Source organism: Agrobacterium sp. NPDC058088 (assembly GCF_042885035.1).
GTDB lineage: Bacteria > Pseudomonadota > Alphaproteobacteria > Rhizobiales > Rhizobiaceae > Agrobacterium.
Genome location: NZ_JBHVSU010000002.1, coordinates 493340 through 505461, shown reverse-complemented (window position 1 = coordinate 505461; position 12122 = coordinate 493340). Strand labels below are relative to the sequence as shown.

The window sequence follows — 12122 nt, the reverse complement described above, 5'->3', positions numbered from 1 at the left end:
AAAAATTTCAGGGATCGGGAAAACGGAAGGCACCGGCAATACGCCGCTTCCAGCCCCGCACCAGCGCCGACCGCACCACCGCCGCCTGCTCATAGGCATGGATGAAATGCTCCGGCCCGGCGAGGATGCCGAGATGTTTCGCCGCGGCATCTGCCCGCCAGCGAAACAGCAGCAGGTCTCCCGGGAGCGCCTCCGATATGCCCGAAAGCATCGTGAAATGGCGCTTCGCCGCTGCCATCAAACGGTCCTCGCCGCCACGTTCGGCCCAGTCCGGGGCATAGGGCGGCGGCAATTCCGGTTCGTGCCCGTAAAGCCCGCGCCAGACACCGCGGATCAGGCCGAGACAATCGCAGCCGACACCCTTCTGCGAGGCCTGATGCCTGTAGGGCGTGCCGATCCAGCTTTCGGCCAGCGCCAGCACTTTTTCGGCCGTGTCATTCATGGAAACAGCACCCCGCCATCATGGCTCTGGGCGCCGCTCGCATAGGAATAGGCAAAATCCGCGCCCGGCAGATGCGGGAACCCCCTGAAATTCAGGTGATTGCCGAATTTCGCCCTGCAGGTGGCGAAACCCTTGTCGCAGCCAGCGGTCACCAAAAAACTGTCTCCCGGCGACGGCATCCGGTCCGGTGCCAGCCAGAAGGACAGAAATGTGCCGCCATCAAGCCGCTCGTGGCCGTCGAGATCGAAAGCCCTGCCGGTAAGGCCGCCAGTCAGGAATTTGAGCTTGCCCCTGCTGAAGAAACCCTCCGCAAAGACATTGAGCCCCGAGACCCGTAGCCTGCCCGAAGCATCCACCCCCGCCACGCTGCCGTGGCCGGTGAACCGCGTGAGATCAATGCCGCAACGCCCGTCCCCCAGTGTGGCATCGCAGCGCCGCCCATAGCTCCTGCCCTGCGGCTGGCCAAGGCGGTGGGCCATGCTGCGCAATTCGGCGCGGAACGCCCCACCGGCCCGCGTCACCTCGCCGATTTCGCGCAGGCTGAGCAGCACATGCTCGTCCGGCGTCTGCCAGTTGACGAGGAAAAGCTCCACCGTCGCGCCATCGAAGCGACCGGCGGCAAGATCGTCTTCGGCCATCGCCTCGCTCGAAAAACCGCCCGCCACCTCGCCGGCGCTTGCGCCAAGCCCGGTTTCGCCGTCGCTGTCGCTGGCGGAAAAACCGCTGGCCGCAAGATAGGGTGTACCGCCGAAGGACAATGTTTCATCATGGTCGGTGAAACCCATCACGACGCCGTCCTTCAGCGTCACCCGCCAGCAATGGCAGGTGGTCGTGGCATCCCCTTTGATATGATCGGCAAGGGCAACGGGCATGGTCTTCATGGCAGGATTTCCATCAACGGAATGGAAGGGATACGGCCGGCTTCAAAGGCGGTCACATTGATGTCGATACGGTCGATGGCGAAGCGCACCGGCACGTCGAATTCAAAGCCGGCGCGGATCACGGCACCGGCAGGCGGCACGCGCCCCGCCCGGAATGTCATCCGGCCGGTCGTATGATCGACCGACACATCGGACGATGCGGCCTTCGCCCCCTCGACCGAAATGATGACAGAGCCTTCGACCGGCTTGTCGATCCGCCGGGAAAACGAGCCGCCGGCATCGGCATAGGTTTTCACCAGCTGGAAACCCGTCGTCACCCCGTCACCGGTGCCAATCCTCTGATCGGTCGCGGCAGGCGTCTCTCCCGGCGGACAGGATTTGAAATCCACCGGATCGCGAAAACGGAAACCGTAGAGTTCCCCGCGCCGCGCCTCGAAAAAGGCGAGCACCTCGTAGAGATCGGCGACGGAGCGGATGCCGGAACCGGCATCATAAGCACGCCTGGCATTCCGCCAGCGCTGGTTGCGGTTTTCCCGGCCGTTGGAAAGATTGACGATGTCGGTGCGCCGCACTGGCCCGCCGCTGACGCCGAGCGCCAGCCGCAGCGGAAACCGCACTTCATGAAATGCCGCCATGTGGTTGTTCCTGGATTCGTTTTGCTGTGTGGGATGTGGGAGATGCGGGCAGCGCCCGCGTCACAATCCCCGCTGGCCGCGCCCGACGCTGCGCGCCAGCATGGCAGCAATTTGCCCTTCGCTTTTCCGGAAACTTCCCGCATCGGTGGCCGTCACGTTAAAAACGATCTGCGCCCCGCCCCCGCCCGAGGGCGCGGCGACACCCAGCGCGCCATCCGAACCCCGTTTCAGCGGCAGGATCGCCTCCGCCCCCGCTTCCCCCATCAGTCCAAGCCCGCCACCCATCGGAAAAAAGGCGGGACTGGACACGACCCCACCCTCTGCAAAAGGCGTTATGGCGCGCCCCGGCACGCCGCCATCGGCAAAGGCGAAGAGCGAACCGCCGCCGTTCAACAACCCGCCGACGGCATTGCCGATCATGCTCTCCAGCGGTTTCATCCCAGCCGAGAGCGCGATGCCAGAGAGCCGCTGCCCGAGCCCGCGCAACACATCGTCCAGCCCCTTGCCGCCCGTCGTCGCCGCCTGCAAGGCAGAGGTCAGCGCCGCCCCGAACCGCTCCGAACGCCGTTCGAGATCACCCATCACCTCGGACAGCGCTTCCGCCTCCTCCCGGTTCTCCGCAATCGATCCTTCACCCGCCATCGCGCTTGCCTTTCTGATTCAACTGAGGAATGTAGAGCGCTGAAAAAGCATTTTTAAAACTCATTGCTGCAGCCGAAACCCTTTCAAAACCCAACATCTTGGGTTACTATTTTCATGGTCACTGTCCTACGCCAGCATGGCATGCGTTTCGTCATCTACACGGCCGATCATGAGCCGCCGCACGCGCACGTCTATGGAGAGGGCGAAGCCCGTATCGATATTGCCAGCCTGACCGTTCTCACGCAGGGCGGCATGTCGGACCGGGATGTAAGGCGCGCCGTTGCCGTGATCGAAGAGAACCGGATGTTGTTTATGGAAACCTGGAGACGATATCATGGTTGATGTCAGCGACGCCGAACTCGCGGCCGCCAGGGAGCGCTGGCGACAGGAGCGTGCCGGGCGTCCCATTCCTGTCTCCGTGCGTTTCGAAGCGGCATCGGCGCGCATCATCGTCGATTTTAATAATGGCGCGAGTTTCATGGTTCCGGCCCGGGCGATTGAGGGCCTGCAGGACGCGACGGCGGAGCAACTCGCAGACGTCGAACTTCTTGGCGAGACGGGCCTGCATTGGGAAACCCTCGATGTGGACTACACGGTTGCCGGCCTGATGAACGGCATATTCGGCAGCCGCACGTTCATGGAGGCGCAGCGCAAGGGCGGACAATCGCGCTCCCCGGCCAAAACGGCCGCCAGCCGGGCGAACGGTGCAAAGGGCGGCCGGCCGCGAAGGGTGCCCTGAAGCCTTCACCCATCCGGGAACCGTCGCATCATCGCCTCCATTTCCTGGCGGTCGGGGCCGTGCGGAACGGCGTTGCCGCCCGTCATCGCGAAGAACTCCCTCGGTGTCATGAGCCAGAAGGCTTCGGAGGAAAGCCGCAGCAGGCAAAGGCCGGTGTGGATGACCGCCGGCCAGGGAAAGGGACGTGTTGCCGCCTCGCCTGCTGCGGCATTCAAGGGTCCGGTGTTGCGCCATCTTTGAAGCCGCCGAAGGTGGCGGTCAGGAGATCGGCGACGATCGCGGCGTGGCCGGCAATGCCGCCTTCCACCGTCGCCGCGGCCACGTCCTCGTCGGAAAAGACGTTTCCGGCACCACGCAGACCCGCACCGATGACCCGGATCATGTCGGCAGCCTTCATGCGGCCGCTGGCGAAACGCTCGGCGAGCGCGGTGAGATCGTCGGCGGCAAAGGCGGTTTCTAGTTCGGCAAGCGCGCCGAGCGTCAGGCACAGGATGCGCCTTTCGCCGTCGATCAGCGCTTCTACCTCGCCGCGATGACGGTTCGCCCGCCCGTAACGTAACCCTTGAGGCATCACAGCACTCCGAATGTGAGAAGACCGGCGGATTCCAGCGCGATCTCGAATTGCACCTCACCATCGTGGCGGCCCGAATATTCAAGCGCCACGATCTGGAAAAGTCCGGCAATGGTGCCGAAATCGGGAATGACGATCTGCCAGTCCGGAATGGTGCCGGCGAAAAACGCGCCGCGCACCAGCGCATCGCTCGCCTGGTCCTTGAAGATGCCCGAGGCCGTCAGCGATGCCCGCTGTACGCCGGCGCCGGAGAGAAGCTCGCGCCAGCGGCCCGCGCTTTGCGCATCCGTTACGTCGACTGCCTGTGCATTGAAGGCCAGCCGCTTGGTTCTGAGGCCTGCCACCGTTTCATAGGCACCGGCATTGCCAATCTTCAGCAGCAGGTCCTTGCCCTTCTGCGCTACCATGTTGTTTCCTTTCGTCTCGATTGCGGTTGCGGGGGTGCCGCGGGGCTGCTACCAAATGGTTTCCTGCCCCTCGCACCCCGCGATCTCACCATGTCCGACGCCGCCTCCATGACGTCCCGCGTGCGCCTTATCGGCGTGCTGGCGCTTGGGCAGATCGTCAGCTGGGGCAGCGGTTTCGATATGCTGGCCATTCTTGCGCCGCGGATCGGCGGCGAACTGGCGCTCGGCAACGAGATCGTTTTTGCCGGCCTCACCATCATGATGCTGATAAGCGCGCTTTGCGGCCCGCTGCTGGGAAGAATGCTCGTCCGTCGCGGCGCGGCACCTGTGCTGGTCGCCGGTTCCGTGCTCTTTGCCGCCGGTTTTGCCTTGCTTGCCGTTTCGGGCGGTCTCACCAGCTATCTTTTTGGCTGGGCCATCATGGGTCTGGCCGCGACCTGCGGGTTGACGACGGCTGCCCATACGGCCGTGGTAGAGCGCGTGGGCGCCGAAAGCGGCCGGTTGCTGACGCTTCTAATGCTGTTCACCGGGCTTTCAGGGGCGGTTTTCCTGCCCGTTACCGCCATTGTGGAACAGCATCTCGGTTGGCGCGGCACGCTTCTGCTCTACGCCTGTCTGCAGATCTTTGTCCTTCTGCCGCTCTATCTCTTTGTCCTTCCCGGCCGTCCGGCCCGCCAGGAAGCAAAGCGACAAAATGCCGACGCCCTTTCGTCCTCGCCGGTCGACACCCGCCGGGCCTTTCTGCTTCTGGCGTCCATGACGACGATCAGCGCCTTTACGACCTTCGGCCTGTCGCCGCTGCTGCCGCTGCTGCTGGTGCAGGCGGGCGCGACACAATCGCTTGCCGTGCAACTGGCGTCAGTGCGCAGCCTGCTGGCGATTACGGCACGCGGGCTGGATTTCCTGCTTGGAAAACGCGGTAGCCCCTTCGTCACCGCTGCGATCGGGCTCTGTCTGCTCTTCCTGTCGCTGCTGCTGTTGCTCGCCTTTTCTCCGGAAATGCCGGCCTTCATCGGATTCATCGTTTTTTTCGGTTTCGGCGCTGGCGTGCTCACCGTCAGCCGGGCAGTGCTGCCGCTCGCGGTGTTTTCCCCTGACGAATATGGTCTTCAGGCGGCGCGTATCTCCCTGCCGCAGAACCTCTCCATCGCCGTCGCGCCGGTGATTTTCACGCTGGCGCTCGACCGCGGCGGGGTAGCGGCCATGCTTGGCATCGCCGCCGTGCTGATCGGCATTTCGTTCCTGCTGTTGATCGCTCTGTGGCGAACCGTGCGTCAACAGGCGCCCTGAAAAAGCCTATTCCGTCACGGCCCTGAAACGCATTTCCTCGACAAAATTCCGGGTCTTCCCATCGCGCCGCGAGCGGCTGGAGAGAAGCTGCAGATTGACGAGAGAGGCACCGGCAATCGACAGCGCCGAATCATCAAGCAGGTTTTTCACCAGAGCGGCTATCTCCCCCGCGCCCTTGCGGCCATTGGCATCGCTCCAGATGTGCAGCGACAGGAAATGCTCCTCGGCCTTTTCCGTCGCCGTCGAATAGTCCCGGCTTTCGAGATCGCCGATCACGATACAGGGCAGAACCGCGCGCGACAGAAGCCGGTCGACAACGCCACCAGGGATGAGCGCCGTCAGCGCCGCATCACCCGTCAATCGCGCGAAGATCGCCTGCAGCAAGGCGTTGGCAGCGCTCATCGGCTTTCCTCTTCACAACGGCAGACGATGAAACGACGGGTCTCGTCCGGATCCATCACCGCCCGGATCGCGAGGATGCGGCGACCCTTTCGAAAGCGCATACCGATAGCGACGTCGCTACAAAAGGCCAGCCAGATTCGGTGGGTAATGGTCACGCCCTCGGCAGAGGCCCGCTCCTGGGATGCTTCGGAAACCGGCTCGATGGCCGCCCAGAGCGATCGCACGACAGTCCAGACTACCGTCGCGCCGCCCTGCCCGTCCGGCACCTCGGTGCGCGTTTCCAGGTCAAGCCGCGCGGTCAGCTTGCCGGGGTCGAGAAAAACAAGGTTCATGGCTCAAAGCCCCAAGCGGCAGAAAGGCATCACCAGCCGCTCATAACCGGCGGGAACCGCCGCAGGCTGGTTTTCAGGGGCAACCGCACCGCGAAAGGCGAACATCTGGGCGACATGCATCAACATGGCGCGTTTCAGCGTGTCGGGCACATCCGTGCCGGCCTCGCCGTAACCGGCGATGAAATCGATCTCGATGCCGTTCATCGCCCGGCCGGGGCTCGGCGGATCGCGCAGCCACAGCCGCGCCGGGCGTGCCGTCCCGTCAAGCAATCTGTCAGCACCGGTAATGTCCGCCGCGCGACCCTGAGCGTTAAAAACCAGAATCGTTTCGATGACTTGCACCGGTCCCTTGCCAATCAGAATCACGCCGTTCTCAGGCCACCGATCGAGATAAAGTCGCCAGGTCTGGCGGATGAGGCAAAGGCTGGTCACCCGTTCCAGATGCTCACGGGCGGTGCGCAGCAGTGCGGCAAGAAGCGCATCCTCCTCGCCGCCGTCCAGACGCAGATGCGCCTTGACCTCGGCAAGCGTCAGCGGTTCCACCTGTGGCGGGTGAATGAGGGCGTAGGTCATGGGGTCTCCGTTATGACGGTAATCGAATGGGGGAAGCGAGCGGTGGCGGCTTGTTTCTTCTCCCCGAGGAGGGAGAAGAAAGGGCCGTAGCGCCTGTCAATTCACCCCGAATTTCACCAGCTTGATCGCCTCGAAATTCTGTACGCCACCGCCCACGCGCTTGGTGGTGTAGAACAGCACATAGGGTTTGGCCGAATAGGGATCGCGCAGGATGCGGACGCCGGTGCGATCCACCACGAGATAACCGGCGCGGAAATCACCGAAGGCGATGGCGAAGCTGTTGGCGGCCACACCAGGCATGTCTTCCGCCTCCGTCACCGGAAAGCCCATCAGCGAGGCCGGCTGGCCGGCGGCGGCCGGCGGGTGCCAGAGGTAGGCGCCGGTAGTGTCCTTGAACCGCCGTAGCGCCCCTTGCGTCTTGCGGTTCATCAGAAAGGTGCCGTTCTGGCGATGGCCGGCTTTGAGCGCATAGACGGCATCGAGCAGCACGTCCATCGGCCCGGCGGAGGCGAAACCGGCCGAAACGCCGGTCGCGACGTAACCGATATTGCCCCAGCTCCAGCCATCATTGGCAACCGCGGTATAGGAGAGGAAACCTTTCGGCTTGTTGACGCCATCACCGGCGATGAAGGCGGCCGCCTCCTGCTCGGCGAAGGCAATGTCCACCTCCGAGGCAATCCACGCCTCGATATCGACCGCGGCGTCATCCAGCAACCCTTGAGTCGCCGCCGGCATGGCGTAAAGCTCCATGGTCGGGAAGGACAGTTCGGCAAGCTGCGGTGTTGCCGTCTGCGGGCGTGCCGCCGTCTCGGACACCCAGCCGGTCGTCATGCCGCCCGGTGCAAAGGGTTTCTTCAGCACGGCGGCGGAAACCTGCCGCACGGTCGCCAGCGCCCGGATCGGCGAAATCGCCGTCATGCGCCGGCCGATCTCGCCGTCTGTCTCGTTCGGCAGCAGAAAACCGCCATCGGCCCCGGTCGAACCGGCAAAGGCCTTGGCCTCCAGATCACGCAGCGCGCCCTCCTCGCCCCGGCGGATATAGGCCTCGAAAGCCGCTTTATGTTCTTCCGCGTCATGAGAAAGGGCATCTTTGCGGCCAAGTGCGGGACGCGCCTTCTTGAGCGCCAGGTCGTCCATGATCTTGCGGCTGTCGTCGAGCGCCTTGTCGATGCGGTCGAGCTTGTCGCGGGTCACGACGTCCACCCCCATCTTGCGCTCGATATCGGCAAGCCTCTGGTCGTTGGTTTCGCGGAAGGCCTCAAAGGCCTCCATGAAGTCGTCGAAGGCAGCCGTCACCGTATCGGGCACGGCTTTCACCTGCGGCGCAACGGTCATCTGGGCCTGTTTCGTCATTTGGTCCGTCATGTGGTTCTCCTTATTCGTTGATGCCTTGAGGGGTCAGCGTTTGAAGGTTGTGTCGAACAGCGAGCGAGCGGCGCGGCGCATCGCGCGCACCAGTTCGGTCTCGCGGTCGCGGAAGAAGCGGGCATGCTTGACGTCTGAAACCCGCGCCGAGGGCAGCATCGGGAAGGTCACAACCGAGATTTCCCAGAGATCGGCTTCGAGAATGCGCCGCACGCCATTGCGCGCCGCCTTGCCGGAGCGAACAGTGCGAAAGCCGATCGACAACCCGTCAAGCGCGCCGGTCTTCATCAGCGAATGCACCTCGCGGGAACGGGCAACGCCGGGTGCGAGAATGCCTTCGACGTAAAGACCGCGCTCGTCCTCACGGATGGTGCGCCATGCGCCGATCGGCTCGGCCGGATCGTGCTGGTAGAGCATGCGGATGCCGGCTGCGCCCCGCTCCTCGATGGAGCGGCGGAAAGCGCCGCGCTCGATAACATCCTGGCCGAGATCTACCTCGCCGAAGACGCTGGCATACCCGGAAAACGTGCCGTCGCTGGTAATGCCGCGCAGTTCCAGATTGGCGAATTTGCGCGTGGCGGGACGCGGCCCGCGATAGACGTGCATGAAAAACTCCTGCGATGTGAAGGGGAACGACGTCGCTCTTGGGCTCTGGGGCTTTCAGGCCCCTTGCACCCTCGGGCTCTCAGGCGCGCGGGCGCGTGCCGTACCGGTCGGCGATGCGGACCAAAACGCCCAGCCCCCACCAGGCGCCCATGCTCGCGGCGGCCGAGCCGGCCACCATGATTTCCCGTCCCGAAAGCGCCCCGGCAATATCGAGCTGTTGCACGATCCACAGGCCGATCGGCCCGCCGAAGATCATGCCGCACGAAACGCCGGTGACGAAACGGCTTGCCGCCTCGCGTTTGCTTCTCGGCAGCAGGTAAACGAGGGAGACACCCGCGCCCGCCACGGCGCCGGTGATGCGGGCGGCCCAGATGCCGGCCTCATTGGCGAATTCAGACATGGGTAATCATTCCCGTTTAGGATGTTGCAATCGGGCGAACGCACCGCGCCGCCCGCAGGCGCTTTTTGCGCGCCTGCGTTGGGTGATTTTTCGAATCTTCGGAATCGCTTGCGCGGAAGACCTCACAAAGAGAGTCCGCTTCTTCAGAGATTGATTCAACTGAACCCGCCCGTTTCGAGAGCGGTGTTTCGCCCGCTCAATAACCGACGGCTTCGCGTTTTTCCTCGTCGCTCAGGAAGGATGCCGCGCCGATACGAGACCAGAGCGCATCCCGTTCGCCGGCAAGCCCGGCGATCCTGTCGAGATCGGGTTCGAGCCTCAAGCCGGCACCGAAGACCGGCGCCAGCCAGCCGCAAAGCCTTGCCGCCGTGCGATAAACCAGCGGCAGTACGGTGAGGCGATAAAAGGCGCGGTTCGCCTCCTGGTAGTTGGCATAGGTATTGTCACCGGGAATGCCGATGAGCATTGGCGGCACACCGAGCGAGAGCGCGATGTCGCGCGCAGCACCGTTGCGCGCCTCCAGAAAATCCATGTCGCGCGGCGAAAGCCCCATGGCCTTCCAGTCCAGCCCACCTTCCAGAAGCAGCGGCCGGCCGGCATTCATCGCTCCCTGATAGCCCTCTTCCAACTCGCGCTTCAGCCGCTCATATTGCTCGGTGGAGAGATTGCCGCCCTCCTTCGGTTGATAGACCAGCGCGCCGGACGGCCGGGCGGAATTGTCGAGCAGGCGCTTGTTCCACTGGCTCGCGGCATTGTGCAGATCGAGCGCAGCCCCTGCGGAAGCGAGCGGCGCAAAGCCGACCCGGTCATCCAGCGGATGAAAAAGCTTCAGATGCAAAAGCCCCAGCCCGTCACGCTCGGCAGCGATGCGCCGCGCGGCGCGGCCCTCGGCGCGATATTCATAGGCCACCGGCCAACCGTCCGCTCCTTCGACGATGCTCACCCGGTCGGGCCGCAGCAGATGCATTTCGCGCAGCCGCCCGCCGACAACAAGCGGTTCGATATAGGCGTTTCCGGAAAGCATGAGATGGCCATAAAGCGCCTCGAAAAAATCAGGCCCGCCCATATGGGCACTCGGCTGCGACATGAGTGCCAGGAGCGGATGATCGGCCAGTTCTTCGTCACCGTCATACACCAGCCAGCTGACCGAAGCGGATGTCTCCGCCACCATGCGGGCGGCGCGGTGGGCGACCGGGTTTTTCATGAAGCCTTCGCGGGCAAGTGCGGCGTAGGAACGGCCGGACCAGAAGGCCTGCCCGCCCTGCACCGCCACCGCCATGAAGCCCTCGGCCATTTTCCGGCTTTCAGGCACGGCTTTGCCATCCGCCGGGCGCAGCCACGGCAGGGAGAAAGGAAATCGCATGGAGTTGTCCTTGTTTTGGGGCGGCTCAGGCGCCGATGCCCTCATCCCTGTGCCTGTCACAGGGATCCAGCCAGCCCAAGTCCTTGGGCTGAAAAGACTCCCTCCGCCGCGCAGACGCGCGTCGACTGGATTCCTGTGACGAGCACAGGAATGAGGGTACAGGGGCCTCAGCACCTACGACGGAGGAAAGGCTTCCCCCCGTTCTCAGCAGACTACTTGCGGATGCACGTCACTTTCGCAGCCGAAACCAGACTTTTACCGGATCGGCGCTTTCACCGCCGTGTCGCTGTTGAAATCGGCGGCGACGCGGGTCTCGCGCAGCGGCTTTACGGTGCGGGTCGAAAGATCATAGGCCGGGTCGGCCTTGTAGGCCGCCAGCGCGGCCTCATTTTCAAACTCGCCATAAACGATGAAATCGACCGAGTTGCCCCATTGGTCCTTCTTGACGTTCTCGCCGATTTCCAGCTTCAGCGCATGTGATATGGCGGTGAGGCCCGAAAGTCCCTTGCGCACAGCGTCGCGGTTTTCTTCTGGAACGGTGAAAAAGACGATATGGCGGATCACGGTGTCACCTGTCATGCAAAGTTCAAGAGCGGCCTCAGCGGCCCCGTGTAACGGGTTATCATCTGGCCGACGCCGGTTCAATCCGCGCCGTGAGAAGGGCGCGATGAAATGCGCGTCCATAACTGCCTACCAGCCGGGCACGGTCGGTGCCATTGATGATGGCGCGCGCACCGTCCCAATCTTCGCGCCTGTTGCTGAAGAAATCGGATAGTCTGTGGCCGGTGAAGCTGCCGGCCGCCATACCGTGGATCAGGATCGCGGTGGCCACCTCCAGCTCCATGGCCCGCTCCGGCCGTTCCAGAAGATCGACGCCCATCAGTGCCGACATGGCCCCGTAATTGCGGCGATGGGTCAGCTGTACGAACCCGCGCCCCAGCCAGCTTTTTCCTTCGGCATCCGGCCGCCAATAGGGTTTGCGCACCATGGGCAGCCTGCCCGCCGCAAAGGCGCGGTCCAGTCTGGCTATCGCCTCGGCGTCGGTGGCCGCCAGTGTCTCGCGCACCGGCTGCATGGTCGCCGCCGTCTCGTGAAAGGCCGTCGCCAGCATATAGGCCAGCCAGCGCGGATCGCCGCCCGGCAGCGCCTTTTCGAAACCGGCAAGCACCGTCTTCGTGCCGGCAAGCTGGGCGGCACGAAGGCGCCCCCCAAAGATGGAAATTCGCACCGACGCGAAGAATCGCGCCTCGTCATAGGCCATATCAGGCTCCTGAAAGTGACGGGCGACATGACGCCCGGTTTTCCACATGACGGCCGTCACGACTAAATCGATTTGAAAAAACCTTAATCGATTTTAATCCGCGGACCGGGGTTTTGGGGTAAAAAATTCCTTGAGTTCCGGAACCTTAGCGGGCTTACTACATTCACCGCGCAGTTCAGTCGCGTTAACCAATCAAGGAGGAATGCCACCATG

At 63.6% G+C, this 12122-nt stretch carries 19 protein-coding genes; 3 read left to right on the top strand and 16 right to left on the bottom strand.

Annotated elements, in window-relative coordinates; genetic code table 11:
- Nucleotides 1-7: 7 nt before the first annotated feature.
- The 4 genes from ACFVTJ_RS07820 to ACFVTJ_RS07805 are packed head-to-tail and all read right to left on the bottom strand — an operon-like array spanning nt 8 to nt 2600.
- Entirely contained in the window at nt 8-442 is a 435-nt protein-coding gene (locus ACFVTJ_RS07820; protein WP_386906126.1) for an NlpC/P60 family protein, read from the bottom strand.
- The gene (locus tag ACFVTJ_RS07815; protein WP_386906124.1) at nt 439-1323 is read right to left on the bottom strand and encodes a DUF2163 domain-containing protein; all 885 of its coding nucleotides are present in this window, start codon (nt 1321-1323) and stop codon (nt 439-441) included. Before ACFVTJ_RS07815 ends, ACFVTJ_RS07820 begins: the two co-directional genes overlap by 4 nt.
- Nucleotides 1320-1958: a TIGR02217 family protein gene (locus tag ACFVTJ_RS07810; protein WP_386906122.1), complete on the bottom strand. Its 639-nt coding sequence runs from the start codon at nt 1956-1958 to the stop codon at nt 1320-1322. Before ACFVTJ_RS07810 ends, ACFVTJ_RS07815 begins: the two co-directional genes overlap by 4 nt.
- 60 nt (nt 1959-2018) lie before the next feature.
- On the bottom strand, nt 2019-2600 hold the full coding sequence (locus tag ACFVTJ_RS07805) for a phage tail tape measure protein (RefSeq protein ID WP_386906120.1): 582 nt from the start codon (nt 2598-2600) through the stop codon (nt 2019-2021).
- A 114-nt stretch (nt 2601-2714) separates the two neighbouring features.
- Between ACFVTJ_RS07805 and ACFVTJ_RS07800 the strand changes: the two genes are divergently transcribed.
- Complete coding sequence (locus ACFVTJ_RS07800; RefSeq protein WP_386906118.1) at nt 2715-2942, top strand: DUF4160 domain-containing protein; 228 nt, start codon at nt 2715-2717, stop codon at nt 2940-2942.
- Nucleotides 2935-3339 carry a DUF2442 domain-containing protein gene (locus ACFVTJ_RS07795; protein WP_386906116.1) on the top strand — a complete coding sequence of 135 codons (405 nt, stop codon included), beginning with the start codon at nt 2935-2937 and terminating at the stop codon, nt 3337-3339. The genes ACFVTJ_RS07800 and ACFVTJ_RS07795 overlap by 8 nt, the downstream gene beginning before the upstream one ends.
- A gap of 5 nt (nt 3340-3344) precedes the next feature.
- Here ACFVTJ_RS07795 and ACFVTJ_RS07790 read toward each other — a convergent pair whose 3' ends face one another.
- From ACFVTJ_RS07790 to ACFVTJ_RS07780, 3 genes are read right to left on the bottom strand one after another with little or no spacing between them, the layout of a single operon-like run.
- Nucleotides 3345-3554, bottom strand: a complete 210-nt coding sequence (locus tag ACFVTJ_RS07790) for a rcc01693 family protein (RefSeq protein ID WP_386906114.1) — start codon at nt 3552-3554, stop codon at nt 3345-3347.
- Nucleotides 3551-3910 (bottom strand): gene transfer agent family protein, encoded by a 360-nt coding sequence (locus tag ACFVTJ_RS07785; RefSeq protein WP_386906112.1) that lies wholly within the window; start codon nt 3908-3910, stop codon nt 3551-3553. Before ACFVTJ_RS07785 ends, ACFVTJ_RS07790 begins: the two co-directional genes overlap by 4 nt.
- Nucleotides 3910-4317, bottom strand: a complete 408-nt coding sequence (locus tag ACFVTJ_RS07780; protein ID WP_386906110.1) for a phage major tail protein, TP901-1 family — start codon at nt 4315-4317, stop codon at nt 3910-3912. Before ACFVTJ_RS07780 ends, ACFVTJ_RS07785 begins: the two co-directional genes overlap by 1 nt.
- A gap of 90 nt (nt 4318-4407) precedes the next feature.
- On the opposite strand from ACFVTJ_RS07780, the gene ACFVTJ_RS07775 reads away from it, so the two are divergent.
- Entirely contained in the window at nt 4408-5607 is a 1200-nt protein-coding gene (locus ACFVTJ_RS07775) for an MFS transporter (protein WP_386906108.1), read from the top strand.
- Between the two features lie 6 nt (nt 5608-5613).
- Here the strand turns inward: ACFVTJ_RS07775 and ACFVTJ_RS07770 are convergent, their stop codons facing one another.
- The 9 genes from ACFVTJ_RS07770 to ACFVTJ_RS07730 all read right to left on the bottom strand — a co-directional run bounded on the left by ACFVTJ_RS07770 (nt 5614) and on the right by ACFVTJ_RS07730 (nt 11909).
- On the bottom strand, nt 5614-6009 hold the full coding sequence (locus ACFVTJ_RS07770) for a DUF3168 domain-containing protein (RefSeq protein WP_386906106.1): 396 nt from the start codon (nt 6007-6009) through the stop codon (nt 5614-5616).
- Complete coding sequence (locus ACFVTJ_RS07765) at nt 6006-6341, bottom strand: phage head closure protein (RefSeq protein WP_386906104.1); 336 nt, start codon at nt 6339-6341, stop codon at nt 6006-6008. Before ACFVTJ_RS07765 ends, ACFVTJ_RS07770 begins: the two co-directional genes overlap by 4 nt.
- A 3-nt stretch (nt 6342-6344) precedes the next feature.
- Nucleotides 6345-6914, bottom strand: a complete 570-nt coding sequence (locus ACFVTJ_RS07760; protein WP_386906102.1) for a head-tail connector protein — start codon at nt 6912-6914, stop codon at nt 6345-6347.
- A 96-nt stretch (nt 6915-7010) separates the two neighbouring features.
- Complete coding sequence (locus ACFVTJ_RS07755) at nt 7011-8279, bottom strand: phage major capsid protein (protein WP_386906100.1); 1269 nt, start codon at nt 8277-8279, stop codon at nt 7011-7013.
- Nucleotides 8280-8312: 33 nt separating this feature from the next.
- A complete protein-coding gene (locus ACFVTJ_RS07750) occupies nt 8313-8885 on the bottom strand; it encodes an HK97 family phage prohead protease (protein WP_386906098.1) in 573 nt (190 codons plus the stop codon).
- A gap of 79 nt (nt 8886-8964) precedes the next feature.
- On the bottom strand, nt 8965-9285 hold the full coding sequence (locus tag ACFVTJ_RS07745; protein WP_386906096.1) for a DUF6107 family protein: 321 nt from the start codon (nt 9283-9285) through the stop codon (nt 8965-8967).
- A 196-nt stretch (nt 9286-9481) separates the two neighbouring features.
- A complete protein-coding gene (locus ACFVTJ_RS07740) occupies nt 9482-10648 on the bottom strand; it encodes a phage portal protein (protein WP_386906094.1) in 1167 nt (388 codons plus the stop codon).
- A 255-nt stretch (nt 10649-10903) separates the two neighbouring features.
- Nucleotides 10904-11227, bottom strand: a complete 324-nt coding sequence (locus ACFVTJ_RS07735) for a Dabb family protein (protein ID WP_178118701.1) — start codon at nt 11225-11227, stop codon at nt 10904-10906.
- A 43-nt stretch (nt 11228-11270) separates the two neighbouring features.
- Complete coding sequence (locus ACFVTJ_RS07730) at nt 11271-11909, bottom strand: hypothetical protein (protein ID WP_386906904.1); 639 nt, start codon at nt 11907-11909, stop codon at nt 11271-11273.
- Nucleotides 11910-12122: the final 213 nt, after the last annotated feature.

Coding starts and splice junctions, on each gene's coding strand:
- ACFVTJ_RS07820 (WP_386906126.1), bottom strand. CDS start 442: ATGAATGACACGGCCGAAAAAGTGCTGGCGCTGGCCGAAAGCTGGATC.
- ACFVTJ_RS07815 (WP_386906124.1), bottom strand. CDS start 1,323: ATGAAGACCATGCCCGTTGCCCTTGCCGATCATATCAAAGGGGATGCC.
- ACFVTJ_RS07810 (WP_386906122.1), bottom strand. CDS start 1,958: ATGGCGGCATTTCATGAAGTGCGGTTTCCGCTGCGGCTGGCGCTCGGC.
- ACFVTJ_RS07805 (WP_386906120.1), bottom strand. CDS start 2,600: ATGGCGGGTGAAGGATCGATTGCGGAGAACCGGGAGGAGGCGGAAGCG.
- ACFVTJ_RS07800 (WP_386906118.1), top strand. CDS start 2,715: ATGGTCACTGTCCTACGCCAGCATGGCATGCGTTTCGTCATCTACACG.
- ACFVTJ_RS07795 (WP_386906116.1), top strand. CDS start 2,935: ATGGTTGATGTCAGCGACGCCGAACTCGCGGCCGCCAGGGAGCGCTGG.
- ACFVTJ_RS07785 (WP_386906112.1), bottom strand. CDS start 3,910: ATGCCTCAAGGGTTACGTTACGGGCGGGCGAACCGTCATCGCGGCGAG.
- ACFVTJ_RS07780 (WP_386906110.1), bottom strand. CDS start 4,317: ATGGTAGCGCAGAAGGGCAAGGACCTGCTGCTGAAGATTGGCAATGCC.
- ACFVTJ_RS07775 (WP_386906108.1), top strand. CDS start 4,408: ATGTCCGACGCCGCCTCCATGACGTCCCGCGTGCGCCTTATCGGCGTG.
- ACFVTJ_RS07770 (WP_386906106.1), bottom strand. CDS start 6,009: ATGAGCGCTGCCAACGCCTTGCTGCAGGCGATCTTCGCGCGATTGACG.
- ACFVTJ_RS07765 (WP_386906104.1), bottom strand. CDS start 6,341: ATGAACCTTGTTTTTCTCGACCCCGGCAAGCTGACCGCGCGGCTTGAC.
- ACFVTJ_RS07760 (WP_386906102.1), bottom strand. CDS start 6,914: ATGACCTACGCCCTCATTCACCCGCCACAGGTGGAACCGCTGACGCTT.
- ACFVTJ_RS07755 (WP_386906100.1), bottom strand. CDS start 8,279: ATGACGGACCAAATGACGAAACAGGCCCAGATGACCGTTGCGCCGCAG.
- ACFVTJ_RS07750 (WP_386906098.1), bottom strand. CDS start 8,885: ATGCACGTCTATCGCGGGCCGCGTCCCGCCACGCGCAAATTCGCCAAT.
- ACFVTJ_RS07745 (WP_386906096.1), bottom strand. CDS start 9,285: ATGTCTGAATTCGCCAATGAGGCCGGCATCTGGGCCGCCCGCATCACC.
- ACFVTJ_RS07740 (WP_386906094.1), bottom strand. CDS start 10,648: ATGCGATTTCCTTTCTCCCTGCCGTGGCTGCGCCCGGCGGATGGCAAA.
- ACFVTJ_RS07735 (WP_178118701.1), bottom strand. CDS start 11,227: ATGACAGGTGACACCGTGATCCGCCATATCGTCTTTTTCACCGTTCCA.
- ACFVTJ_RS07730 (WP_386906904.1), bottom strand. CDS start 11,909: ATGGCCTATGACGAGGCGCGATTCTTCGCGTCGGTGCGAATTTCCATC.